At 72.2% G+C, this 24629-nt stretch carries 23 protein-coding genes; 18 read left to right on the forward strand and 5 right to left on the reverse strand.

Annotated features, from left to right (window positions below; translation table 11 throughout):
• Positions 1-118: 118 nt before the first annotated feature.
• Positions 119-1348 (forward strand): imidazolonepropionase, encoded by a 1230-nt coding sequence (gene hutI / locus ACFZBB_RS29920; RefSeq protein WP_391128800.1) that lies wholly within the window; start codon positions 119-121, stop codon positions 1346-1348.
• 38 nt (positions 1349-1386) lie between these two features.
• On the opposite strand, the gene ACFZBB_RS29925 is transcribed toward hutI, so the two are convergent.
• Positions 1387-2238 (reverse strand): RNA polymerase sigma factor SigF, encoded by an 852-nt coding sequence (locus ACFZBB_RS29925; protein WP_355346983.1) that lies wholly within the window; start codon positions 2236-2238, stop codon positions 1387-1389.
• 229 nt (positions 2239-2467) lie between these two features.
• On the opposite strand from ACFZBB_RS29925, the gene ACFZBB_RS29930 reads away from it, so the two are divergent.
• The 10 genes from ACFZBB_RS29930 to ACFZBB_RS29975 all read left to right on the forward strand — a co-directional run bounded on the left by ACFZBB_RS29930 (position 2468) and on the right by ACFZBB_RS29975 (position 12989).
• Positions 2468-2836 carry an anti-sigma factor antagonist gene (locus tag ACFZBB_RS29930; protein ID WP_391128804.1) on the forward strand — a complete coding sequence of 123 codons (369 nt, stop codon included), beginning with the start codon at positions 2468-2470 and terminating at the stop codon, positions 2834-2836.
• A gap of 141 nt (positions 2837-2977) precedes the next feature.
• Positions 2978-3481 (forward strand): ATP-binding protein, encoded by a 504-nt coding sequence (locus tag ACFZBB_RS29935; protein WP_355346989.1) that lies wholly within the window; start codon positions 2978-2980, stop codon positions 3479-3481.
• A 385-nt stretch (positions 3482-3866) separates the two neighbouring features.
• Entirely contained in the window at positions 3867-4610 is a 744-nt protein-coding gene (locus ACFZBB_RS29940; protein WP_391128807.1) for a peptidase, read from the forward strand.
• 135 nt (positions 4611-4745) lie between these two features.
• Positions 4746-6107 (forward strand): beta-xylosidase, encoded by a 1362-nt coding sequence (locus ACFZBB_RS29945; protein WP_391128810.1) that lies wholly within the window; start codon positions 4746-4748, stop codon positions 6105-6107.
• A gap of 177 nt (positions 6108-6284) precedes the next feature.
• Positions 6285-7553, forward strand: a complete 1269-nt coding sequence (locus ACFZBB_RS29950; RefSeq protein WP_391128813.1) for a WxL protein peptidoglycan domain-containing protein — start codon at positions 6285-6287, stop codon at positions 7551-7553.
• A 100-nt stretch (positions 7554-7653) separates the two neighbouring features.
• Positions 7654-8814 carry a hypothetical protein gene (locus tag ACFZBB_RS29955; RefSeq protein WP_391128917.1) on the forward strand — a complete coding sequence of 387 codons (1161 nt, stop codon included), beginning with the start codon at positions 7654-7656 and terminating at the stop codon, positions 8812-8814.
• Complete coding sequence (locus ACFZBB_RS29960; protein WP_391128816.1) at positions 8811-10166, forward strand: hypothetical protein; 1356 nt, start codon at positions 8811-8813, stop codon at positions 10164-10166. Before ACFZBB_RS29955 ends, ACFZBB_RS29960 begins: the two co-directional genes overlap by 4 nt.
• A 242-nt stretch (positions 10167-10408) precedes the next feature.
• Positions 10409-10783 (forward strand): VOC family protein, encoded by a 375-nt coding sequence (locus ACFZBB_RS29965; protein ID WP_391128920.1) that lies wholly within the window; start codon positions 10409-10411, stop codon positions 10781-10783.
• Positions 10784-11033: 250 nt separating this feature from the next.
• On the forward strand, positions 11034-11708 hold the full coding sequence (locus tag ACFZBB_RS29970; RefSeq protein ID WP_188285980.1) for a response regulator transcription factor: 675 nt from the start codon (positions 11034-11036) through the stop codon (positions 11706-11708).
• A 12-nt stretch (positions 11709-11720) separates the two neighbouring features.
• Complete coding sequence (locus ACFZBB_RS29975; RefSeq protein WP_391128820.1) at positions 11721-12989, forward strand: ATP-binding protein; 1269 nt, start codon at positions 11721-11723, stop codon at positions 12987-12989.
• A gap of 113 nt (positions 12990-13102) precedes the next feature.
• On the opposite strand, the gene ACFZBB_RS29980 is transcribed toward ACFZBB_RS29975, so the two are convergent.
• Entirely contained in the window at positions 13103-13669 is a 567-nt protein-coding gene (locus ACFZBB_RS29980; protein ID WP_391128823.1) for a GtrA family protein, read from the reverse strand.
• 290 nt (positions 13670-13959) lie between these two features.
• On the opposite strand from ACFZBB_RS29980, the gene ACFZBB_RS29985 reads away from it, so the two are divergent.
• The 3 genes from ACFZBB_RS29985 to ACFZBB_RS29995 all read left to right on the forward strand — a co-directional run bounded on the left by ACFZBB_RS29985 (position 13960) and on the right by ACFZBB_RS29995 (position 16922).
• Positions 13960-15093: a 5-(carboxyamino)imidazole ribonucleotide synthase gene (locus ACFZBB_RS29985; protein WP_391051693.1), complete on the forward strand. Its 1134-nt coding sequence runs from the start codon at positions 13960-13962 to the stop codon at positions 15091-15093.
• A complete protein-coding gene (gene purE / locus ACFZBB_RS29990) occupies positions 15086-15625 on the forward strand; it encodes a 5-(carboxyamino)imidazole ribonucleotide mutase (protein WP_355347013.1) in 540 nt (179 codons plus the stop codon). The genes ACFZBB_RS29985 and purE overlap by 8 nt, the downstream gene beginning before the upstream one ends.
• 103 nt (positions 15626-15728) lie before the next feature.
• Positions 15729-16922: a membrane dipeptidase gene (locus ACFZBB_RS29995; RefSeq protein WP_391128826.1), complete on the forward strand. Its 1194-nt coding sequence runs from the start codon at positions 15729-15731 to the stop codon at positions 16920-16922.
• A 24-nt stretch (positions 16923-16946) separates the two neighbouring features.
• Here the strand turns inward: ACFZBB_RS29995 and ACFZBB_RS30000 are convergent, their stop codons facing one another.
• Both ACFZBB_RS30000 and ACFZBB_RS30005 read right to left on the reverse strand, forming a co-directional pair.
• Positions 16947-17873 carry a lysylphosphatidylglycerol synthase domain-containing protein gene (locus tag ACFZBB_RS30000; protein WP_391128829.1) on the reverse strand — a complete coding sequence of 309 codons (927 nt, stop codon included), beginning with the start codon at positions 17871-17873 and terminating at the stop codon, positions 16947-16949.
• A gap of 326 nt (positions 17874-18199) precedes the next feature.
• Positions 18200-18568: a VOC family protein gene (locus ACFZBB_RS30005; protein WP_355347022.1), complete on the reverse strand. Its 369-nt coding sequence runs from the start codon at positions 18566-18568 to the stop codon at positions 18200-18202.
• Between the two features lie 134 nt (positions 18569-18702).
• Here ACFZBB_RS30005 and ACFZBB_RS30010 point away from each other — a divergent pair, with 134 nt between their 5' ends.
• Complete coding sequence (locus tag ACFZBB_RS30010) at positions 18703-19257, forward strand: CGNR zinc finger domain-containing protein (protein ID WP_391128832.1); 555 nt, start codon at positions 18703-18705, stop codon at positions 19255-19257.
• A gap of 140 nt (positions 19258-19397) precedes the next feature.
• Here ACFZBB_RS30010 and ACFZBB_RS30015 read toward each other — a convergent pair whose 3' ends face one another.
• Positions 19398-20738: a nucleotide sugar dehydrogenase gene (locus tag ACFZBB_RS30015; RefSeq protein ID WP_391128835.1), complete on the reverse strand. Its 1341-nt coding sequence runs from the start codon at positions 20736-20738 to the stop codon at positions 19398-19400.
• Positions 20739-20848: 110 nt separating this feature from the next.
• Here ACFZBB_RS30015 and ACFZBB_RS30020 point away from each other — a divergent pair, with 110 nt between their 5' ends.
• The 3 genes from ACFZBB_RS30020 to ACFZBB_RS30030 all read left to right on the forward strand — a co-directional run bounded on the left by ACFZBB_RS30020 (position 20849) and on the right by ACFZBB_RS30030 (position 24477).
• Positions 20849-22174 carry an LCP family protein gene (locus ACFZBB_RS30020; protein WP_391128837.1) on the forward strand — a complete coding sequence of 442 codons (1326 nt, stop codon included), beginning with the start codon at positions 20849-20851 and terminating at the stop codon, positions 22172-22174.
• A 140-nt stretch (positions 22175-22314) separates the two neighbouring features.
• Entirely contained in the window at positions 22315-23487 is a 1173-nt protein-coding gene (locus ACFZBB_RS30025; protein WP_391128840.1) for an acyl-CoA dehydrogenase family protein, read from the forward strand.
• A 294-nt stretch (positions 23488-23781) separates the two neighbouring features.
• Entirely contained in the window at positions 23782-24477 is a 696-nt protein-coding gene (locus ACFZBB_RS30030; protein ID WP_391128842.1) for an LAETG motif-containing sortase-dependent surface protein, read from the forward strand.
• The last annotated feature ends 152 nt before the right edge of the window (positions 24478-24629 follow it).

Consider the following 24629-nt stretch of genomic DNA (forward strand, 5'->3'; position numbering starts at 1 on the left):
GAGCCGGAACCCGAGCCCGAATCCGAACCCCCTCTCGGGGCGCCCACCGAGCCCGAGCCCGCCCCCGAGCCCCGGCACGCCGCCCCCGTGCCCGCGTCCGAAGGAGAACCCCCGCGCGATGACCAGCAGCCCGGCGACCAGCAGCCCGGCGACCAGCGCCCCGAGCGGCCCGGCGCACAGCACGGCCATCACCAACATCGGCAGTCTGGTCACCAACGATCCCTCCCTCCGCACCCCGGAAAACCCCCTCGGCCTGATCCAGGACGCCGCCGTCGTCATCGAGGGCGACCGCGTCGTCTGGACCGGTACCCACAGCAAAGCACCCGCCACTGACAGTCACCACGACGCGGGGGGCCGGGCGCTGCTCCCCGGCTTCGTGGACTCCCACGCGCACCTGGTCTTCGCGGGCGACAGGACCGCCGAATTCCACGCCCGGATGTCGGGCCGCCCCTACTCCGCGGGCGGCATCCGCACCACGGTCGCGGCCACCCGCGCGGCCACCGACGACGAACTGTCGGCGAACGTCGCCCGCTACCTCGCGGAGGCGCTGCGACAGGGCACCACGACGCAGGAGACCAAGTCCGGCTACGGCCTGACCACGCACGACGAGGCCCGCGCGCTGCGCATCGCGGCCGGTCTCACCGACGAGGTGACGTATCTGGGCGCCCATGTGGTCGCCCCGGAGTTCGCCGACGACCCGGCGGCGTACGTCGCCCTGGTGACCGGCGAGATGCTGGACGCCTGCGCGCCGCACGCCCGCTGGATCGACGTCTTCTGCGAGGAGGGGGCCTTCGACGGCGACCAGGCCCGCGCGGTCCTCACCGCGGGCGCGGCCCGCGGACTGATCCCGCGCGTGCACGCCAACCAGCTCTCGTACGGCCCCGGCGTGCGCCTCGCCGTCGAGCTGGACGCGGCCTCGGCCGACCACTGCACGCATCTGACGGACGCCGACGTGGACGCTCTCGCCAGCGCGCCGCGTACGGTCGCGACGCTGCTGCCCGGCGCCGAATTCTCGACCCGGGCCGTCTACCCGGACGCCCGGCGGCTGCTGGACGCGGGCGCGACGGTGGCGCTGTCCACGGACTGCAACCCGGGCTCGTCCTTCACCAGCTCCATGGCCTTCTGCGTGGCCCTCGCGGTCCGCGACATGGGCATGACCCCCGACGAGGCCGTCCTGGCCGCCACCCTCGGCGGCGCCCGGGCGCTGCGCCGTACGGACGTGGGCACGGTCACGCCGGGCGCCCGCGCCGATCTGCACCTGCTGGACGCCCCCAGCCACGTCCACCTCGCCTACCGCCCGGGAGTCCCCCTGACGGCGGCGGTGTGGCAGGCCGGGAAGCGCCTCTGAAGCGCCGAGGAGCGCGCCTGAGCGCCCGGGGGAGGCTTCTAGTCCTCGACCATCAGTCCGCGGCGCAGTCGCGCCAGCGTGCGCGACAGCAGCCGTGACACGTGCATCTGCGAGATGCCCAGCTCCTCGCCGATCTCGGACTGCGTGAGATTGGCGACGAAGCGCAGCGACAAGATGGTGCGGTCGCGCGGTGTGAGCCCGGCGATCAGCGGCTTGAGGGACTCGACGTACTCGATGCCCTCGAGGTCGTGGTCCTCGTAGCCGATCCGGTCGGCCAGCGCGCCCTCCGGGTCGTCCTCCGCGGGCTGGGCGTCCAGCGAACTGGCGGTGTACGCGTTGCTCGCCGCCATGCCTTCGACGATCTCGTGCTCGGGCAGGCCGAGGCGTTCGGCCAGTTCCCGCACGGTCGGGGAGCGGTCCAGTTGCTGGGCCAGCTCGTCGCCCGCCTTGGCGAGGTCGAGCCGCAGCTCCTGGAGCCGCCGCGGCACCCGTACCGACCAGCTCGTGTCGCGGAAGAAACGTTTGATCTCACCGATGATCGTCGGCATCGCGAAGGTGGGGAACTCCACACCGCGGCTCAGCTCGAACCGGTCGATCGCCTTGATCAGGCCGATCGTGCCGACCTGGACGATGTCCTCCATCGGCTCGCTGCGGGTGCGGAAGCGGGAGGCGGCGAATTTCACCAGCGCCAGATTGAGTTCGACCAGGGTGTTGCGGACATACGAGTACTCGGTGGTCCCCTCCTCCAGCGACTGGAGGCGGGCGAAGAGCGTCTTCGACAGAGCGCGGGCGTCGACCGGTCCTATACGGTCGTACGGCGGGATCTCGGGAAGTCCCTCAAGGCCCTTGAGCTGCTCGTGCGCATGATCCAGGCTCAGCCGGGGTGTCATGTGCTCCTCCCTCTCTTGAGACCTTTCGCGACCACTCGCGGCGATGGATGGAGCGGTGCCGTATCTCCACCCCTACCCCGATTCACCGGCCGGTCGCAAATTCCCTCGAAGGGGTGAGGGCCGGTCCGCGGAGCCGTTCCGGCCGGGCCCGTGACCTCCGACTACCGCGCCATCTGCGAAAAGCGTAGGGTCGGGGGGCGTGTCAACACGGACGCACAGAGGAGCACACATGGACCGCGATGTGGTCGGCACGGCCGACCTGGGAAGGCTGCGTGTCGAGGTGGGACACCACGGCCGATCCGCGGTCTTCGCCCCCACGGGCGAGTTGGACCACCACACCGCTGACCTGCTGAGCGAGCCGCTCGACGCGGCTCTCGACGCGGGCACCAGCCGGCTGGTGATCGACTGCGCGGGTCTGGAGTTCTGCGACTCCACGGGGCTGAACGTGTTGCTGAGCGCGCGACTGCGGGCGGACGCCGCAGGGGGGGCCGTCCATCTGGCCGCCATGCAGCCGACGGTCGCCCGCGTTTTCGAGATCACCGGGGCGGACACGGTTTTCACCGTGCACGCCACGCTGGACCAGGCGCTTCAGGAGTAGTGGGGTGCGTACGGGGGCCATGGGGCGTGAGTGGCGATTTCCTGCGGGACGATGTTTGGTGGGCTCCCGGACGTGTTCCCGGAGATCGACCGGGAAGAAGACCGACGGACACCTGTTGGACATCCGTGAGGTGAGGCGCTGATGAGCACCACCCGGCCTTACGCTGCGGACGACCGCGGCTCGGACTCGGGCGAGGGTGAGTCCGACGTGTCGGCGCCCGAGCGGGCCGGTCCCGACGAACCGGTTCGGAAGCTGGCGCTGTCGGGCGAGAGCGGCATTGTGCCGCGCGCCCGTGACTTCACCCGGCAGGCACTGCGCGACTGGGGCTGGCTGCCCGCCGCGAGCGCGGACCGCAGAGCCGCCGCCGAGGACGTGCTGCTGGTCGTCTCCGAGCTGGTCACCAACGCCTGCCTGCACGCGGGCGGCCCCGACGAGCTGCGGCTGCGCCGCAACCCCAAGTCGCTGCGCCTCGAGGTCGTCGACAGCGGCCCCGGCGAGCCGTCGCCCCGTACCCCGCACCGCGCGGGCCGCCCCGGCGGCCACGGCATGTTCATCGTGCAGCGGCTCTGCCTCGACTGGGGCGTGATCCGCGAGGCCGACCGGCCGGGCAAGACGGTCTGGGCGGAACTGGCCGCACCGGCGTAACCGCGACGGCCGCCGCCCGGCGGCCACGACCGGACCCCTCCCGGTCGCGGTCGGACCCCTCCCGGCCACGGCGGACCGTTTCGTACGACAGCCCCCGTACGCCCGCACCGGTACGCGCCCGCCCAGACGCGTTCTCGTCCGCGCACGCGTGCTTCCGTCCGCGCACGCTCGCCTTCCGTCCGCGCACGCTCGCCTTCTGTACGCCCACGCTCGCCTTCCTCCGCCCACGCTCGCCTTCGCGCGCCTCCGGGTCCGCCTTCGCGCGCCCGGTTTCCGTCGGTGCGACGCCTCTCTTCCCTCTCCGACCTCACCGGCGTACCCTCACGCCAAATCTGATGTGCCGTCAGATCTGCCGGTGCGGGTGGCGGCGGAGGGAGATGGGCCGATGAGCAGGACCAGGGCGGGTTTCGTGGTGGCCGGGATAGCGGCGGGGGCGGTCGTCATGACCGGCGCCCCAGCGGCGCAGGCGGCCACGGTGAACGTCAACTACCACTGCAAGACGCCGATCGGCGACAAGAGCGCGGTCTCGCCGATCGACATCACGGCCACGCCCAGCGGTTCGTCGTACCGCCTGAAGATGACCTTCCAGAAGGGCGTCTCGTCCAGTCCGATCGAGCTGGGCAAGGGGGCGATGAACCCGCACGCGACGATCCTGCTCGGCGGCGCGGACAGCGGTTCGCTCACGGTGACGGGACCGTCCAACCCGGCCCCGATACCGGCCAACACGCCGATCAAGATCACCGATCTGTCGGGTACGTACACCCCGAAGGCGAGCGGCAAGGTCACCTTCACGCCCGGCGTGCTGACCATTCTGGCGCTGGGCACGACGACGACCTGTACGGCCGATCCCAAGCCGGGAGTGTCGCTCACCCTCACCGTCAAGGCGGCGGGCGGATCGAGCGGTTCGGGCGGATCGAGCGGTTCGGGCGGATCGAGCGGGTCCGGCGGTACGACGAACTCGGGCGGTTCGTCGGGTTCCGGCGGTACGAGTGGAGGTTCGAGCGGCAACCTCGCGCAGACCGGCTCCGACGACGGCGTGGTCGCCCTCGGCACCCTCGGCGGCACGGTGCTGCTGTTCGGGGCCGGTGGTGCGCTCTGGCTGACCCGCCGCACCCGGCGCCGCGTCTGACGGCCCGACGAACTGACGGATCGTCAAAAGCAGGCGGCGCTCCCACTGACTTCTCTTGACCGCCCGGCCTCAATGGCCACCGTCGGCGCGGGAAATGAGGGACGCCGCGTCACGAACACGGATCAAGGGGACGACATGAACGCTCATTCGCGCGGGGCGCCGGGCAGACGCAGTCCACGAAGACCAGCCACCGGCGCGCGCAGGATCGTGGCGGTCATCGGTACGGCGGCGCTCGTCGTCGGCGGCGGCGCGGTGCTCGCCGCCTCGGCGCACGCCAACACCCCGGTCGACTTCGCCACGCACTGCATCCCGCCGGCCGTCGCCGGGCTGCCGCCCATCGACGGCACGTCCACCGCCACGGTCACCGTGGACAACGCGACGCCGAAGGTCGGCGACACCGTCAACGTCACCTACACGCTCAGCCGGGCCGCCGCGAGCAACCCGACCGACATCGCCCTGCCCGCCGACGTGGTCACACCGCACGCCGTCGTGGTGCTCGGCGGCGCGCAGACCGGCGCCGTCACGGTGGACGGCCCCAAGAGCAGCCCGCCGATCCCCGGGAAGGGCGCCTTCCCCGCGCTGGTCATGCACGGCAGCTTCACCGCCACCGCGGCGGGCACGATCACGCTGTCGCCCGGCGACTACACCGTCCACACCAGCTACATCCTGGAGCTGGACACCGTCTGCACGGTGACGAATCCGCCCGCGCCGGTCTCCGAGACCGTCACAGCGAGCGGCTCGGTGCCGACCAACAACCGTGCCATCGCGCTGAGTTCGGCGTCCGGTGACCCGGGCGCCGCGGTGAGGGTGACCGGCAGCCACTTCACCGAGGGCGCCACCGTCACCATCGCGGGCCGCTCCGGCGCCGACGAGACGGCCGACCGTACGACGGCCACCGCCGACTCCTACGGCGGCTTCACGGCGTCGCTCACCGTCAACGACCCCGCGACCACCGGGATCGTGGCGTACGAGGGCGGCGCGTACGACTCCGCGACCGCCGCCGGACCCGCCGCGTACACCGTCATCGACAACACTCCCGTACCGCCCGGCGCGCAGAAGGTCACGGCGTCGGTCGTCCCGGGCACGCTGTCGATGACGCAGGCCGGTGACACGGTCACCATGACGCCCGTCGACTTCGGCGCGGGCGGCACGTCCACCGGCGCGCTCAGGACCGTCACCGTCACGGACTTCCGCGGCGGCTCCACCGGCTGGTCGCTCACCGGCAAGGTCAGCGACTTCACCGGCCCGGACGGGTCGCGGATCGGCGCGGACAAGCTCGGCTGGACACCCGCCTGCGCGACCGCGACGGGCAGCCCGAGCAACTGCGTGGCGGGCAGCGCCGGTTCCGTCGGCAGTACGGGAGCCACCCTGGCCTCCGCGCCCGACGCCACCGCGACCGGCGGCGAGTTCACCGTCGACGCCGGTCTCTCACTCGACATTCCGCGGTTCAACCCCGCCGGAACCTACTCGGGAGTCTTGACCCTGACCCTGACCTGACGCACAGTCAGATACTGCTGCCGACCGAGGGAGTTGACGAGGATGTCGTGGTCGCGAGCACGGTCGTGGTCACCGCTGCCGTCCCGGTCCCGCCCGCGCGCCGCCCGGGTCAGGGCCGACGCGCGGACGCGTACGCGGACACGTGTGCGGCCCCGTCCGCCGCTTCCGGACGTGCTCGTGGGCACACCTGCGGGGACACCCGCCGGCACACCTCCGGGCGTACTTCCTCGCGGACGGGCGCGGGCACGGTCCGCGGCGGCCACGGGCCTGCGCGCGCTCACCGCGACCGGCGCCGCCGCGGCGGTCGGCCTCGCCGCTCTCCTCGGTCCGGCGGCGGGACCGGCCGGCGCCGCCGACAACGGGCGCTGGTCGGTCTTCCCCGCCCCCGCCGCGGGCGCCGCCGACCCCAGCGCCACCGGCCAGGAACGGCAGTTCTTCACCCTCCAGGCCGACCCCGGCGCCACCGTCAAGGACAAGGTGTCGGTCTCCAACCTCTCCACCGCGCCGATGACCTTCAGGCTCTACGGCGCCGACGCGTACAACACGCCGCGCGACGGCGGCTTCGCCGTCCGGGGCCCCGACGAGACCAACCGCGACGTCGGCACCTGGATCCGGCTCGCCAAGACCACGCTGACCGTGCCGCCGCGCACCCGCGCCGACATCCCGTTCACCCTCACCGTCCCGGCCAACGCCTCGCCCGGCGACCACCCCGGCGCGATCGTCGCCCTCGACACCCGGACCGATGAGGGCTCGGGCAAGGTCGCGGTCGGCGTGCGCCGGGCGGTCGGCGCGCGCGTCTACCTGCGGGTCGGCGGGCCGAGCCTGGCCGCGCTCTCCGTCGAACACCTCACCGTCAGCCACGGCGACCCGCTGCTGCCCGGCACCGGCAGCACGGCAGCCACCATCCACTACACGCTGGTCAATCGCGGCAATGTCACCCTCTCGCCGCGCCTGGCCGTCAAGGCCACCGGCCTCTTCGGCCGCACCCTGCTCAACCGCCCGGCCCGCGACCTGCCCCTCGAACTCCTGCCGGGACAGCAGGTCAGCCTCACCGAGAAGTGGGCGGGCGCCCCGGCCTTCGACCGCGTCTCGGTCCGGCTGACCGTCAGCACCGCGACCGGCGGCGTCGACGAGCGCGACACCGCCTCGTACCTCGTCGCACCCTGGCTCGCGGTGGCGCTCGTCCTGGCCGGACTCGCGGTGCCGGCCGTCTGGTACGTACGCCGCCGGCGGTCGCGGCACCCGGCGGCGGAAGCCGCTGAGGCGGCATCTGGCGCCCGGCCGGACGCTTCGGATACGTACACGGGCCCCGGTCCGCGTGCGGGCGCGGATACGGATACGGACACCGGTGCGGATACGGATACGGATACCGACACCGGCGCGGATACGGGTGCGGAATCCGGGCCAAGCACCGCCGTCATCGGCGCTCCGACGGACGGGAGTTGACGTGCGGGCGACGCGAAGCGAGCTCCTGGGACGGCGGTTGCGCCTCGGGCGGCGGGCACGGCTCCGGCGGCCGGTCCTCGCCTTCGTCACCGCCCTTGTCCTGACGGCCGGTTCGGCCGTCGCGGCACCGGCAGCGCTCGGCGCGCCCGCCGACTCCGCCGCACTCCGCGCGCCCGCCGCCGCGCCGAGCGTCGTGGCGCACCCCGGCGCGGCCCGCCCCGGCGGCGACATCACCGTGGTCGGCGCGGGTTGGAAACCCGGCACCCTGCTGGCCATCCTGCTCTGCGGCCAAGACGCGATCGGCGGCACCAACTCCTGCGCCAACGCCTCCGGCCGGGCCGTCACCACCGACACGGCGGGGAAGTTCAGCCGCCGGCTGCCGGTCGTGGCACCGCCGAAGCCGTGCCCCTGCGTCATCCACGTGTCCACGGTGACCGGTGAACAGCTCACCGTGGACGCGCCGTTCACCGTCACAGGACACCCCACCGCGCCGCTGCCCGCGCGGACCGGCACCGGCAGGCTCGCCGTACTGACCGCGCGGCTGCGCGGCGGCGGCGGACTGCTCACCTGGTTCGGCGCGCCCGCGCACCGCACGCTCGTGTTCACCGTCGGCAATCTGGGCTCGGGCGCCGTCAAGGACCCGGCCTTCGACGTCGGCACCTCGCACGGCGTCTACGCACCCCAGTGGGACCGCCAGCAGTGGCACGGCACGGTCGCGCCCGGCGGGAAACAGCGGATCGGCTTCCCGGTGGAGCTGGGCTCCGGCGCGCACGGCGCGTACACCGTACAACTGCGCTACGGCGGAAAGGTGCTGGTCACCGAGGCGTGGTCGGTCGGGCGGCCGTGGGGCGTCACCCTCTTCTGGATCCTGCTCTTCCTGGTCGTCCCGGCCGCCGTCTTCCGGCTCGGGATGCTGGCGGTCGACCGGCTCAGGCCCGGTGCGGGAGCGGCCGTGCCCGGCGGGCGGCCCGCGTGGCACCCGGCGACCGTACTGGCCCACCTGCCGCTGAAGGCCGCCGTCCCGCGCGGACGCCACGCGCCGCCCGGACCGCCGCCACCGGCCTCCGCGCCCCCGCCGCCCTCGTACGCGCCGGACGCGGGCCCGCTGCCCTGGTTCACCCACGGCGCCCTGCCCGCCCTGCGCGGCTCTGTGCCGCCGCGCTCCTCCGACTCCGGGTCCGGGTCCGGCTCCGGCTCCGGGCCCGGCTCCGGCTCCCACGAGAGCCCCGCCCCGAGCCCCCCTTCGAAAGGAAGCCCGTGACCATACGACGAAGCGCGTCCGCGGCCGTGGCCGCCCTGCTGCTCGGCGGCGGATCGGTGCTGATGACCGCGGGGGCCGCGCACGCCGCGGCATCCGACTTCGCGACCAGGTGCGTGCCCCCGGCCGCGTCAGGACTCGGCCCCATCGACGGCACCACCAAGGCCGACATCACCGCGCCCGCCACCGCCAAGGTCGGCGACACGGTCACCGTCACCTGGAAGACCGTCCAGGCCGCCTCCAAGAACCCCGACATCATCGACCTGCCCGCAGACAAGGTGCAGCCGTCCGGCAAGGTCACGGTCGGCGGCGCCCAGACCGGCACCCTCGACGTCCAGGGCCCGCGCCGGAATCCGGCCATCCCCAAGAACAGCGAAATGAAGCTCTCCGACATGACCGGCACCCTCAAGCTCACCAAGGCCGGTGACATCACCCTCTCCCCGGGCGCCTACACCATCAACGTCAGCTACCCGATCTCCACCGACACCGTCTGCACCCCCACGGCCGCCGTGCCGGTCGCCACCACGATCAAGGTGACGGAGGGGGACGCGACTTCCGGCGGTACGACGACGGGCGGCACGACGACCTCGGGCGGTACGACCACGGGCGGCACGACGACCTCCGGCGGCACGACCACCGGAGGCACGTCCGGCGGGACAGGCGGCGGGACGGGCGGCACCTCGTTCAAGGGGACGTCCGTGGACGTGCCGTACGCCTGCAAGACGCTGATCGGTGACAAGTCGGCCACCTCGAAGGTCGAGATCGACGCGGCGAAGGCGTCCTCCGGCTACGACCTCACCGTGAAGTTCGGCAACAGCGTGATGGACAGCCCGAGTCCGATCAGCAAGGGCATGATCACGCCGAGCATCACCGTGCTGCTCAGCGGCGCCCAGACCGGCTCCCTCACGCTCACCGGCTCCCCGAACAGCACCGCCTTCACCCAGAACGCGCCCATCACCATCGACGACATCAAGGGCCGCTTCGTGCCCGGCAAAACCGGCAAGGTCGGGCTGAGCCCCGGCACCCTCGTCATCAAACTCACCGACGGCGGCACCGCCGTCGCCACCTGCACGCCCACGAAGGCCGCCCCGGTCTCCCTCACCCTCGACACCACCGCCGCCCCCGGCGGCGGCACGACCGGCTCCACGACCACCGGCGGTGCCACCGGCTCCACCACCGGCTCCACGACCGGCGGTTCGAGCACGACCGGCTCCACCACGGGCGGCGATCTCGCCGCCACCGGCTCCGACGCCAACGGCCCCCTCCGCGCCCTCGGTTACGTCGCCGCCACCGCGCTCCTCCTCGGCGCCGCCGTCTTCACCTTCACCCCCTGGCGCCGCTTCCTCCGCCGCTGACCCGCAGGCGACGGGCCGCGACATCAGCCGGGGCGACGGGCTGTTGTCGCGGCCCGCGGGATCACGTAGCGTCGGCCGATGTGAACACCGGACCGGCGCTACGCCACTCACGGATCGGCCATCCGGCGGAGGACTGACCGCCCAGTGGGTGCGCGGAAGGCACCCCCGCTCGGCACGCGGACCTCCGGCGCTCGTGCGCCGCGAGTCCCTTTTCCGTGTCGAGCACCAGCGAGGCCAGCCGTATGACCGTCACGTTCAACCACACCATCGTCGCCGCGAAGGACCGCGAGGAATCGGCGCGTTTCTTCCGGGAGCTGCTGGAACTTCCCGAGGCGCCGTCCTGGGGTCCGTTCACCAACGTCCAGCTCGACGCCGGGGTGCTGCTCCAGTTCGCCGAGCCGCCGGTGGAGATCCAGATGCAGCACTACGCGTTCCTGGTCGACGACGAACTCTTCGACCGGGCGTACCGGCGGCTGCGCGACCGCGCCGTCGAGCACTGGGCCGATCCGCAGATGCGCCGCCCCGGTGAGATCAACACCGAACACGGCGGCCGGGGCGTCTACTTCAAGGACCCCGCGGGCCACGCGATCGAACTGATCACCCGCCCCTACCTGTAACCGTCCGGCCCCGGCAGCCCCGCCCCCGACGGCTTCGGCGGCGGGGCTGCCCCGCGTCCGGACGCCGACAGCCCGTCCGTGGCCGCTCCACCGACCCTCCGGCCGCTGTCGGGAAGCTCTCCGGCGGCACTCCGGCAGCCCCGCGCCAGGAGCCGCGAGGGGAGCCACGACAGGGGGCGCGGCGGGCAGCGCGGGGCGGCTCTCCGTACCACCGCCTCCCCGGCGCCCGGTGCGGACTACCATCAAGCCCATGACCCGCGTACTTCTCGCCGAGGACGACGCATCCATCTCGGAACCGCTCGCGCGCGCACTGCGCCGAGAGGGCTACGAGGTCGAGGTGCGCGAGGACGGACCCACCGCTCTGGAGACGGCACTGCTCGGCGCCGTCGATCTGGTGGTGCTCGACCTGGGCCTGCCCGGCATGGACGGCCTCGATGTGTGCCGCAGGATCCGTACCGAGGGACACACCTTCCCGGTGCTGGTCCTCACCGCGCGGGCCGACGAGGTCGACACCGTCGTCGGCCTGGACGCCGGCGCCGACGACTACGTCACCAAGCCGTTCCGCCTGGCGGAGCTGCTGGCCCGGGTGCGGGCGCTGCTGCGCCGCGGCACCACCGAGTCCACCCAGCCCGCCACCCACGGCGTCCGGATCGACGTCGAGTCGCACCGGGCGTGGATGGGCGACGACGAGCTCCAGCTCACCGCCAAGGAGTTCGACCTGCTGCGCGTGCTCGTACGCGACGCGGGCCGGGTCGTCACGCGGGAGCAGCTCATGCGCGAGGTCTGGGACACCACCTGGTGGTCCTCGACCAAGACGCTGGACATGCACATCTCGTGGCTGCGCAAGAAGCTCGGCGACGACGCGGCCAGCCCCCGCTACATCTCCACCGTGCGCGGCGTCGGCTTCCGGTTCGAGAAGAACTGACACGCTGGCTCCATGCGCCGCCGTCTGATCTCCTCCACGCTGGCCGTGGTGCTCGTCGTGATCGCCGTCTTCGGGATCTCCCTGGTCATCGTGGAGACCCGGACGATCGAGAGCAGCGCCCAGGAGAGCGTGGACTCCGAGGCGGTGCGCCTGGTCGGCATCGTGGAGAACCGCATCCTGGCGGGGGAGAGCATCACCGCCAAGGGCCTGGACCGGCAGATCGCCGCCGACCGTTACGCGGTGGTGGAGGTGCCCGGCCACCCCGAGGTCACGCTCGGCGACAAGCCCAAGGGGCGGGTGCTGGCGTCCCGGCAGTCCGGCGGGCACGGCGAGAAGGTGCTGGTCGAGGAGCCGCGCTCCAAGGTCAGCCAGGAGATCGGCCGCACCCTGCTGGTGATCCTGGCGGTCGCGCTGCTCGCGGTGCTGGCCGCCGTGATACTGGCCGTCCTCCAGGCCCGCCGGCTGGTCAGCCCGCTCACCGACCTCGCGGAGACCGCCGAGCGGCTCGGCTCGGGCGACCCGCGCCCCCGGCACCGCCGCTACGGCGTCCCGGAACTGGACCGGATCGCCGACGTCCTGGACGCCAGCGCCGACCGGATCGGCCGGATGCTCACCGCGGAACGACGGCTCGCGGCCGACGCCTCCCACCAGCTCCGTACGCCGCTGACCGCGCTGTCCATGCGGCTGGAGGAGATCGTGGCGACCGCCGACGACCAGGAGACGGTCAAGGAGGAGGCGACGATCGCGCTCGGCCAGGTCGAGCGGCTCACCGACGTCGTGCAGCGGCTGCTGACCAACGCCCGCGACCCGCGCAGTGGCTCCGCCGTCGACTTCGACCTCGACGAGGTGATCAAGCAGCAGGTCGAGGAGTGGCGGCCCGCGTACCAGAACGAGGACCGGACCATCGCCCGCTCCGGCACCCGGGGGCTTCGCGCGGTCGGCACCCCCGGCGCGGTCGCGCAGGTGCTCGCCACGCTGATCGAGAACTCGCTGATGCACGGTGCGGGCACCGTCACCCTGCACACCCGCGTCACCGGCAACCAGGCCGTCGTGGAGGTCACCGACGACGGGCAGGGCGTGCCGCCGGACCTCGGCGGGCGGGTCTTCGAGCGGACGGTCAGCGGGCGCAACTCCACCGGGCTCGGCCTCGCGGTCGCCCGCGACCTGGCGGAGGCGGACGGCGGACGGCTGGAACTGCTCCAGCAGCGGCCCCCGGTCTTCGCGCTCTTCCTGTCCCGCGAGATCCCGCCGCCGCCGCCCCGCGCGGACGTCGTGGGCTGAGGACGTCGTGGGCTGAGGACGTCGTGAGCCGAGGCGGCCGTGGGCCGAGGCGGCCGGAAAAGAAGCGGCCCGGTCGAACCGGACGAGAAGCGGCCCGCCGGATGGGAAGCGGCTCAGTTGAAACGGTCGTCTTCCCTGGCCGCCGCGGCCTGCCGGGCCCTGACGGCGGCGCTGGCGGTCGCACCGGACGCCTTCGTCCCCTTGCCGTCGGCCAGGAACGCCTCGGCCTGCTCCACGGCCCCGCGGGCGGGCAGCGCCCGGAAGACCCAGGTCCGGTAGGACCAGAAGCGGAAGAGCGTGGCCACGCCGATGCCGACGAATTTGAAGATGTTGGCCTGGAGCGAGCTGTCCCAGCCGAAGCCGTACACCGCCGTGTAGAGCACCCCGTTCTCGATCACCAGGCCGATGGCGCTGAAGAAGAGAAAGAGGCTGAGCTCCTTCGTGCGGCCCGCCTTGTCGCGGTCACGGTAGGTGAAGTACCGGAAGCCCACGTAGTTGAAGGCGATGGACACCACGGTCGCCAGGATGCTGGCCCGTACGGTCTGGAGCTCGGTGCTGTGCCGCACCAGGTTGAACACCCCGATGTTGACCAGCACACCGGCGGCGCCGACGACCCCGAACTTCGCGATCTCGCGGTACAACAGCCGCAGCCGGGAACGCAGCTCTCGCAGTCCGCTCATGGTGATCGCTCGGCCCTGTCTGTGGAAGGTGGGGGGCGGGTGCCGTCATGGGTGGGAACGGGGTGGAATCCGCTGAGAAACCGGGTGACGAGGGGGCACGGTCGGTGCCCCTGCGTGTCGCCCCGTGTCTCCGTGTTGTCTCCACCACATGTTAACCGTGCCGTACGGAGCTACGTCGATCGGAGCCGGTCATTCGTGTCCCCGCGTGGCGGATACCCTGGTGGCACCCCCTACGAGTACCAGCCCGCGCACCTCCGGCAGGAAAAAACGTGACATTCCCGGTAGTCGGCATGATCGGCGGCGGCCAGCTCGCCCGCATGACCCACGAGGCGGGCATCCCGCTCGGCGTCAGGTTCAGGATCCTCAGCGACACCCCGCAGGACTCGGCGGCCCAGGTGGTCGCCGACGTGACCGTGGGTGACTACCGGGACCTCGCGACCCTGCGGGCCTTCGCCCAGGGGTGCGACGTGCTGACCTTTGACCACGAGCACGTACCGGCCGAGCACCTGCGCGCCCTGGAGGCGGACGGCGTCGTCGTACGCCCGGGGCCCGACGCGCTGGTGCACGCCCAGGACAAGGGCGTCATGCGCGCCCGCCTCGCCGAGATCGGCGTGCCCTGCCCGGTCAACCGCATCGTCACCGACCCCGCCGACGTCACCCGGTTCGCCGAGGAGCAGGCCGGGGGCTACCCCGTGGTCCTGAAGACCGTGCGCGGCGGCTACGACGGCAAGGGCGTGTGGATCGCCCGCTCCGAGGCCGACGCCGCCGAGCCCTTCCGCGCGGGCGTCCCGGTGCTCGCCGAGGAGAAGGTGGACTTCGTACGGGAGCTGGCCGCCAATGTCGTCAGGTCGCCGCACGGCCAGGCCGTCGCGTACCCGGTCGTGGAGTCCGTCCAGGTCGACGGGGTGTGCGACACCGTGATCGCGCCCGCGCCCGGCCTGTCCGACGCCCTGTCCGCGCGGGCCCAGCAGCTCGCGCTGACCGTGGCGCGCGAGCTGGGCGTGGTCGGCCACCTCGCGGTGGAGCTGTTCGAGACCCGCGCGGCCGACGGCAGCTCCGCCATCCTGGTGAACGAGCTGGCGATGCGCCCGCACAACAGCGGCCACTGGACCATGGACGGCGCCGTCACCTCGCAGTTCGCCAACCACCTGCGCGCCGTCCTCGACCTGCCGCTCGGCGACCCGCGCCCGCGCGCCCGCTGGACGGTCATGGCCAACGTGCTCGGCGGCGACTTCCCCGACATGTACGCGGCCTACCTGCACTGCATGGCCCGCGACCCGGGCCTGAAGATCCACATGTACGGCAAGGACGTGAAGCCCGGCCGCAAGGTCGGCCACGTCAACACCTACGGCGACGACCTGGCGGACGTGCGCGAGCGCGCCCGGCACGCGGCCGACTATCTGCGAGGAACGATCGATGAGTAACCCCGCCGCTTCCGCCGGGAGCCCGCTGGTCGGCGTCGTGATGGGCTCGGACTCCGACTGGGAGGTCATGGAGGCCGCCGCGCAGATCCTCGACGAGTTCGAGGTGCCCTACGAGGTCGACGTGGTCTCCGCGCACCGCATGCCGCACGAGATGATCGCGTACGGCGAGCAGGCCGACGGCCGCGGCCTGAAGACCATCATCGCGGGCGCGGGCGGCGCCGCCCACCTGCCGGGCATGCTCGCCTCCGTCACCCCGCTGCCGGTCATCGGCGTGCCCGTGCCGCTGAAGTACCTCGACGGCATGGACTCGCTGCTGTCCATCGTCCAGATGCCCGCGGGCGTCCCGGTCGCCACCGTCTCGGTCGCGGGCGCCCGCAACGCCGGGCTGCTCGCCATCCGCATCCTCGCCGCCCACGACCCCGAACTCCTCACCCGGATGCGGGAGTTCCAGCAGTCGCTCAACGAGCAGGCGACGGAGAAGGGCAAGCGGCTGCGCGCGAAGGCGAAGGGCGCGGGCGGCTTCGGCTTCTAACCCGCAAGGCCCGTAAGCCCGTAGGCCCGCCGCCCCGCAAGGCCCGCCGCCCCCGGCTCCCGGCCGCCGACGCCAACACCCGCTCCCCACCCGGAGGTACGACGTGGACCACCTGACGCACGCCCGCGAACTGCTCGCCGCCCACCCCGTGGTGGACGGGCACAACGACCTGCCGTGGGCGCTGCGCGAGCAGGTGGCGTACGACCTCGACCGGCTCGACATCGCCGCCGACCAGAGCGACCGGCTGCACACCGACATCCCGCGGCTGCGGGCGGGCGGCGTCGGCGCGCAGTTCTGGTCGGTGTACGTGTCGGTGGAGCTGACCGGCGGCGAGGCCGTCACCGCGACCCTCGAACAGATCGACGTCGTACGGCGGTTGGCCGACCGCTACCCGGCCGACCTGCGGCTCGCGCTGACCGCCGACGACATGGAGACCGCCCGTACCGAGGGCAGGATCGCCTCCCTGATGGGCGCCGAGGGCGGCCACTCCATCGACTGCTCGCTGGGGGCGCTGCGCGGCCTGTACGACCTCGGCGTCCGCTACATGACGCTCACGCACAACGACAACACCCCGTGGGCGGACTCGGCGACCGACAAGCCCGTCGCGGGCGGTCTCACCGCCTTCGGCGAGGAGGTCGTGCGCGAGATGAACCGGCTCGGGATGCTGGTGGACCTCTCCCACGTCTCGCCCGACACCATGCGCGCCGCGCTGCGGGTCGCCGAGGCCCCGGTGCTCTTCTCGCACTCCTCGTCCCGCGCCGTCTGCGACCACGTGCGCAACATCCCCGACGACGTCCTGGCCGCCCTGCCCGCCAACGGCGGTGTCGCGATGGCGACCTTCGTGCCCAAGTTCATCCTGCCCGCCGCCATCGAGTGGACCGCGGCGGCCGACGAGAACATGCGCGCCCACGGCCTGCACCACCTCGACACCACCCCGGACGGCATGGCCGTGCAGCGCGCGTACGAGGCCGCCCACCCGCGCCCGGTCGCCACGGCGGCCACCGTCGCCGACCACCTCGACCACATGCGGGCCGTCGCGGGCGTCGACCACATCGGCATCGGCGGCGACTACGACGGCACGGCCTTCACCCCCGACGGCCTCGCCGACGTCTCCGGCTACCCGCACCTGATCGCCGAACTGCTCACCCGCGGCTGGTCCGACCCGGACATCGCCAAGCTGACCTGGCAGAACGCGGTACGGGTGCTGCGCGAGGCCGAGTCGGCCGCCGCGGCGATCCGCGCCCGGCGCGGCCCCTCGACGGCGACGATCGCAGCCCTGGACGGCCCGCGCGCCTGACCCCGTGGACGCGAAAACGCCCGCTCAGAGCACCTTGCGCCGCACCAGCGCGCCCAGCGTCAGCGCGGCGGGCACCAGCGGCAGCCACACCGTGACGATGCGGTAGCCGAGTACGGCGGAGGCGGCGGCGGTCGTCGAGGCGCCCGCCGCCACCAGGGCCAGGGCGAGCGCCGCGTCGACCGACCCGATCCCGCCGGGCGTCGGCACGGCCGCCGCCAGACACGTGGCGAGCAGATAGGCGAGCGCCACGTGCGCGGCGGAGACCGGTATCCCCAGCGCCAGGGTGATCGCGGCGAGACCGGCGGCCTGGAGCGCGGGAAAGGCCAGCGAGCCGCCCCACAGCGCGAGCGCGCGGGACGGCCGGGTGTGCAGCGTGCGGGCGTCGGTGAGCGCCGCCGCCAGGAAGTCGCGGATCGTACGGCGCAGCGGCCGGAGCAGCGCCAGGGCGAGCGCCGCCGCGCCGAGCACGAGAACGGCCAGCAGCCCGAGGAGCAGCAGCGCGTTGCCGTCGGGCAGCAGGCCGCGCAGGTGCAGCGCGTGCGGGAAGAGCGCGAGCAGCACCAGCAGCAGCGTCACCCGGCCGATGGACTCCGCCAGCGAGTACAGCGCGAGGGCGGCCGACGAGCGGAGCAGTGGCAGCCCCTGGGTGCGCAGGAAGCGCAGATTGACCGCGCTCGCGCCGATCCCGGCGGGGGCGAGCTGTCCCGCGGCCGACGCGGCGAACTGCGTGGCCAACAGGCGCGCGGGCGGCAGCGGTTCGAGCACCGTGCCCTGCCGGGCCACGGCGTTGGCCACCCAGCCGAGGCCGGTCGCCGCGAGCGCGGCCAGCAGCCAGCCTCGGTTGGCGGCCAGCAGATCACGGCAGCCGGTCTCGATCAGCGACCAGTGCTGGGACACCCAGCCGCCGACGAGCAGCACGGGTATGAGCCCGGCGAGGGTGCGCCACGGCACCCGCGTACGCCTGCGGGCCGGCCGCCCGGCCGCCTCGTCGCTGTCCCCCTCTTCCCGCCCTTCGTCCCCCTGATGTATTCGTTCTCGCTGCTCCAGTGGTGCGGCTTCCCCCGGTGGTCGTCGCAGGGATGCCCGCAGCCGCAGTGGAGTTCGGAGCATGGCCACCGCTCTCGGTCGTCCCCGCCAGTCACGCGCCTACCGGATCGTAGTACCGCGAGCAGGATGCAGCGGCCGGAATACGGCCGGGCGTCGGACGGCCGATGGCCAGGGGGCGGAGCGGTGACCGCGGGGCGACGGCGGCGGGGCCGCCGGGGGACGGCGGCTGTTCAGCAGGCGCAGAGGCAGAACGGGTGCCCGGCGGGGTCCGCGTACACGCGCCAGTTGCGCGCGCCGTCCAGGTCGCCCTCCAGGAGCGTCGCGCCCAGCGCGAGCACCTGCTTCTCCGCGCTGTCCATCGCGGCGCGCTCCACGGCGATGTCGAGGTGGAACTGCTGGGGGCGCTCGGGGTCGGGCCAGCGGGGCGCCCGGTGGGCCGGGGCGAGCTGGAAGGACAGGCGCTGGCCGTCCTCGCGGTTGAGGTCGACCCAGTCGTCCTCCGACGCGTCGACCGTGCCGCCGACCAGCTCGGCGTAGAAGGCGGCCAGCGCGCGCGGGTCGGGACAGTCCAGGACGACCGCGCCCAAGGTGCCGATCATGACGGATTCCTCTCGTGGTGGGCTGCCGTGCTACCTGCCGGTGCCGTGGTCACCAGGTACAACGGTTACCAGTACAACGGTCTCAGCCGGTAACGGTTACTTCATCATGGCGGAGTGGCGGTAACGTTTCAAGGGTGGAGCAGCCCGGAGAACGCAGTCCCGCGCCTGGACCGCTGCGGCTGGTCCAGGACCTGGTCAACACCGTCGACCTGGAAAGCGGCGACGACGCGCTGCGCACCCCGGCGGAGCTGGCCGCCTGGGCGGGGGAGCGCGGCATCGAGGGGCCCGGCTTCGACCCCGGAGGGCTCGCCGACGTCCTGGTCCTGCGCGAGGCGCTGCGCGACGTCTGCCAGGCCCACGCGGGCGTCGACGTACCGCCCGCCACCCTGGAGGCGCTGGAACGCCTGCTGTCCCGTGCGCCGCTGCACCTGACCGTCGACGCCGAGGGCGCCGCCGCCGTACGCCCCGCCCCCGGCCTGACCGGACCCCCGGCCCTCACCGCCCGCGTCGCCGCCGCCGTCGCCTCGGCCGTCGCCGACGGCACCTGGCCCCGCCTCAAGGCGTGCGCGGCCGACACCTGCCGCTGGGTCTACTACGACCGCAGCCCCTCGGGCCGCAGCCGCTGGTGCACGATGGCGATCTGCGGCAGTCGCGCCAAGATGCGGGCGTACCGCAGCCGTACGCGCTGAGGCGCGTGACGGGCGGCCGTTCCCTTCCGGTACGGCGGCCCGTACGGCCGGTCATTCACGTGCGCACGTACGAGGCGCGTGCGCACGTACGAGGGCCCGTACGCGGTGGTGTCGCGTACGGGCCCCGCGGGTGTCGTCGGTTACGCGGAGGGGCGGCCCATCGCGCGGTAGGTCCAGCCGGCCTTGCGCCAGACCGCGGGGTCGAGCGCGTTGCGGCCGTCGAGGATGTGCCGCTCGCGGGCCACGTCGGCGAGGGCGGCGGTGTCCAGCTCGCGGAATTCCCGCCACTCGGTCAGGTGCAGTACGAGGTCGGCGCCGCGGACGGCGTCCAGCGGCGTGGGGGCGTAACGCAGGGTCGGGAAGAGCCGCTTGGCGTTCTCCATGCCCTTCGGGTCGTAGACCGTGACCTGGCCGCCCTGGAGGTGTATCTGGCCCGCCACATTGAGGGCGGGGGAGTCGCGGACGTCGTCGGAGTCCGGCTTGAAGGTGGCGCCCAGCACGGCGATCCGGCGGCCGAGCAGGCTCCCACCGACCGCCTCGCGGGCCATCTCCACCATGCTGGTGCGGCGCCGCATATTGATGGAGTCGACCTCGCGCAGGAACGTCAGCGCCTGGTCGGCGCCCAGCTCACCGGCGCGCGCCATGAACGCGCGGATGTCCTTGGGCAGACAGCCGCCCCCGAAGCCGATCCCGGCCCTGAGGAATTTGTGGCCGATCCGGTCGTCGTGCCCGATCGCCTCGGCGAGCTTGGCGACATCGCCGCCCGCCGCCTCGCTGACCTCGGCCATGGCGTTGATGAAGGAGATCTTGGTGGCGAGGAAGGCGTTGGCCGCGGTCTTGACGAGTTCGGCCGTCGGGTAGTCCGTGACGATGAACGGCGTGCCTTCTGCGAGCGGTCCGGCGTAAACCTCCCGAAGGAGTGACTCGGCGCGCTCGCTGGTCACGCCGACCACGATCCGGTCCGGGTGCAGCGTGTCCTGCACCGCGAAGCCCTCGCGCAGGAACTCCGGGTTCCACGCCAGCTCCGCGTCCGCGCCCGCCGGGGCCGTCTCGCGCAGCCGCTCCGCCAGCCCGGCCGCGCTGCCCACCGGCACGGTGGACTTGCCGACCACCAGCGCTGGGCGCCGCAGATGCGGGGCCAGCGAGGAGAAGGCGTTCTCCACGTAGCTCATGTCGCAGGCGTATTCGCCGTGCTTCTGCGGGGTGTTCACGCAGACGAAGTGGATGTCGCCGAACTCGGCGACCTCCTCCCATGAGGTGGTGAAGCGCAGCCGCCCGCTGGAGCCCTCGATCCCGGCCACATGTCTCGCGAGCAGTTCCTCCAGGCCCGGCTCGTACATGGGGACGCGCCCCTGCGACAGCATCTCGATCTTGCTCGGCACGATGTCGAGGCCGAGCACTTCGAAACCGAGCTCGGCCATCGCGGCGGCATGGGTGGCGCCGAGATAACCGGTGCCGATGACGGTGAGCTTCAGAGGCATGCGCAGAGCATAGTAGGGACCGCGCGGACCAAATAGTGGGTGGTCGGGGGGCCGGGGGTCCACAATGCGTGCAGATATCCAAGGGGTGGGTCGAGGGGTGGGGTGCAATCGTGGGTGACGCGAGCGGCAGAGGCGGCGGGACGGACGAGGGGACGGTCCCGACCGGAACGGACGTGACGGCGCCGGATCAGCGGCCGGACCGGGGGCCGGACGAGGGGCGGTCGCCGGAACCGGAGGGGATACCGGGGCGGATATCGGCCGTCAAGCGCGAGCCGGGGTCCGAGCCGGGGTCCGAGCCGGGGTCCGAGCCGGAACGGGAGCCGGAGCCGGGACTTGAGCCGGATTCGGAGGACGGCCTCGCGCCCGACGGTCCTGACGGTCCCGACAGCCCGGCGCGCAAGACCCGGCGGCGCCGCCGTACCCGTCGCGTGCTGTACGCGGCCGTGATCCTGCTCTGCACCGGAGTGCTGCTGGTCGTCGGCACCGCCTACTGGGCCTTCCAGCACTACACCGGCCGCGTCGAGCGCATCCCGAACGCCTTCCCGACCGACGTACCGGCCGCCGCGCAGCCGCAGGCGTCCAAGAGCGGCAGCCAGACCTTTTTGCTGGTCGGCCTGGACGCCAGGTCCGACCTGCCGACCACCGGCAAGAACGCCAAGGCGCCGGAGTGGAAGCCGGGCGCCCAGCGCAGCGACACGATGATGCTGGTGCACCTGCCCGCCGACCACAAACACGCGTACGTCGTCTCGCTCCCGCGCGACTCCTGGGTGAGCATCCCCGGCCACGGCCAGGCGAAGCTGAACGCGGCCTTCTCCTGGGGCGGCCCGCCGCTGCTGATCGACACCGTGCAGCGGCTCACCAAGGTGAAGGTCGACCACCTCGCGGTGATCGACTGGAGCGGCTTCAAGAATCTGACCAACGCGGTCGGCGGCGTGGACATCACCGTCGACAAGACGGTCGACCGCCGCAACGGCCCCGGCGGGGTCTGGACGGCCGGCCCCCACCACATGAACGGCGACGACGCCCTCGACTACGTACGCGAGCGCTACGGCCTGCCGCGCGGCGACCTGGACCGTACGCACCGGCAGCAGAATTTCCTGCGGGCCGTGCTGTCCAAGATGCTCTCCGGCGGCACCTTCTCCCATCCGCTCAAGCTGAAGCGGACCCTGGACCAGGTGACGTCCGTGGTGAGCGTGGACGACAAGCTGTCCAACGGCGATCTGCGCGACCTGGTGTGGAACATGCGCGATGTGCGCTCCTCGGACATGGTGTTCATGAACGCGCCGATCTCCGGCTTCGACACCATCAAGAAGCAGTCCGTGGTGCTGCTGGACGCCAACGGCTCCTCCGAGCTGTGGCAGGCGCTCCGCAACGACACGATGAGCGACTACCTCGCGAACAACACCGTCGACCGGCTCGGCGACAAGGTGTCGTGAGGCGTTGCGGGGGTGTCGTGAGGCGTCGTGCGGTGTTCCGCGGGTGTCATGAACGTCACGTAGGTGGCGCCGCGGGCGCGGGCCTAGGATCATTGGGTTACTTAACGGTAGTTAGCGCTGCACTCGGGGAGTGAGACACCTTGGCCGGATCCTCCGACTTCGACCTTTTCCGTACGTCCGACGAGCACGACATGCTCCGGGACGCGGTCCGCTCCCTCGCGGAGGCGAAGATCGCGCCGTTCGCGGCCGAGGTGGACGAGCAGGGCCGCTTCCCGCAGGAGGCCCGTGACGCGCTGGAGGCCAACGACCTGCACGCGATCCACGTCCCCGAGGCGTACGACGGCTCGGGCGCGGACGCGCTGTCCACGGTCATCGTGATCGAGGAGGTGGCGCGGGTCTGCGCCTCCTCCTCCCTCATCCCCGCGGTCAACAAGCTCGGCTCGCTGCCCGTACAGCTCTCCGGCTCCGAGGAGCTGAAGACGAGGTACCTCGGCGCCCTGGCGCGCAAGGAGGGCATGTTCTCGTACGCGCTGTCCGAGCCCGAGGCCGGCTCGGACGCGGCGGGCATGAAGACCCGCGCGGTACGCGACGGCGACACCTTCGTGCTCAACGGCGTCAAGCGCTGGATCACCAACGCGGGCGTCTCCGAGTTCTACACGGTCATGGCCGTCACCGACCCCGACAAGCGCTCCAAGGGCATCTCCGCGTTCGTGGTCGAGAAGGGCGACGAGGGCGTCTCCTTCGGCGCCCCCGAGAAGAAGCTCGGCATCAAGGGCTCCCCGACCCGCGAGGTCTACTTCGACAACGTCCGCATCCCCGCCGACCGCATGATCGGCGCCGAGGGCACCGGCTTCGCCACCGCGATGAAGACCCTCGACCACACCCGCATCACCATCGCCGCCCAGGCCATCGGCATCGCCCAGGGCGCCCTCGACTACGCCAAGGGCTACGTCAAGGAGCGCCGGCAGTTCGGCAAGGCCATCGCCGAGTTCCAGGGCATCCAGTTCATGCTCGCCGACATGGCCATGAAGCTCGAAGCCGCCCGCCAGCTCACCTACGCCGCCGCCGCCAAGTCAGAACGCGTCTCGGCCGGCGGCAAAGAGGAAGACCTCACCTTCTTCGGCGCCGCCGCCAAGTGCTACGCCTCCGACGTCGCCATGGACATCACCACCGACGCCGTCCAACTCCTCGGCGGCTACGGCTACACCCGCGACTACCCCGTCGAGCGCATGATGCGCGACGCCAAAATCACCCAAATCTACGAGGGCACCAACCAGGTCCAGCGCATCGTGATGGCGCGAAACCTCCCCTAGGGCGGGGGTGGTGATAAGTGGGTGACGGGGGTGAAGTGGGTGACGGGGGAGGGTGGTTCGGGGGGTCCAGTACAACGATCGGGGGAAGATCGCTATGTCCGACTATCCGGTGTAGTCCGGTGGTTCGGGCGGGTGGGATCGTCACCCGGCGCCGTTTAGTGGGCGGTTTGCGATCAATTGACAAGCGGACGCGGCGGCTTGTAGAGGTTTGAGGGCCACAGATGGCGCGGGAGTTCGATCCCGCCCCTTGTGTGCCCTTTCCGCGCTTGTGATCCGATCCCGTGAAGGGAAGACGTGTCCATATCCCGCCGTACCGCAATCGCGGTGCGTACCATCGGCGTTGCCTCCGCCGCAGCCGCGCTCGCGCTGGGCGTTGCAGGCAACGCGTTCGCTTGCAACATCTCCGAGTTCTCCGCCCAAGCCTCGTGCGACAACGGCAAGGGCTCGATCGACGTCACCAACAAGGACTACTCCAACACGCTGGTGAACATCACCGTGTCGCAGGGGCAGACCCAGGTCGGTCACCAGGAGAACCTGACCGGGACGCGCCAGGGCGTCACCGTCAACTTCCCGGTCGCCTGGTCGCCGTCCACGACGTACACGGTCACCGTCGTGAAGGCTTCCGGCCAGAAGGTCGGCACCACGGACGTGACGACGCCGGAGACCGCGTGCAAGGTCGACACCCCGACCACGCCCGCGACCGACACGCCGACCACCGACACTCCGTCGGACACGCCGACCACGCCGGCGACCGAAACGCCGTCGACGGCCCCGTCCGACACCCCCACCGCGACGCCGAGCACCAGTGGCGCGGCGGCGGTTGACGACACCAACGCTCCCTCGCCCGCGGCCGGTGGCACCACCGACCTGGCCGAGACCGGTGGCGGCAGCAACACGGGCATGATCGCCGGTGTCGCCGGCGCGCTCGTGGTGGTCGGCGGCGGCGCCGTCTACGGCCTGCGTCGTCGTACGGCCGGTGCGCGTCACTAAGGTCACGATCCGGCCAACTACGCGTCGCTGAGGTCTCGTTCGTCACCGGCGTGTATCAATGCAAACCCTGCGCGTACCTGACAGGCAGCAGGCGATACGCTGCGACGCCGTCGTCATCCGACGGCGTCGCGGCAATCGTCCACACACCTGAA

Origin of the sequence: Streptomyces sp. NPDC008139 (assembly GCF_042957025.1) — a bacterium.
Classification (GTDB): domain Bacteria; phylum Actinomycetota; class Actinomycetes; order Streptomycetales; family Streptomycetaceae; genus Actinacidiphila.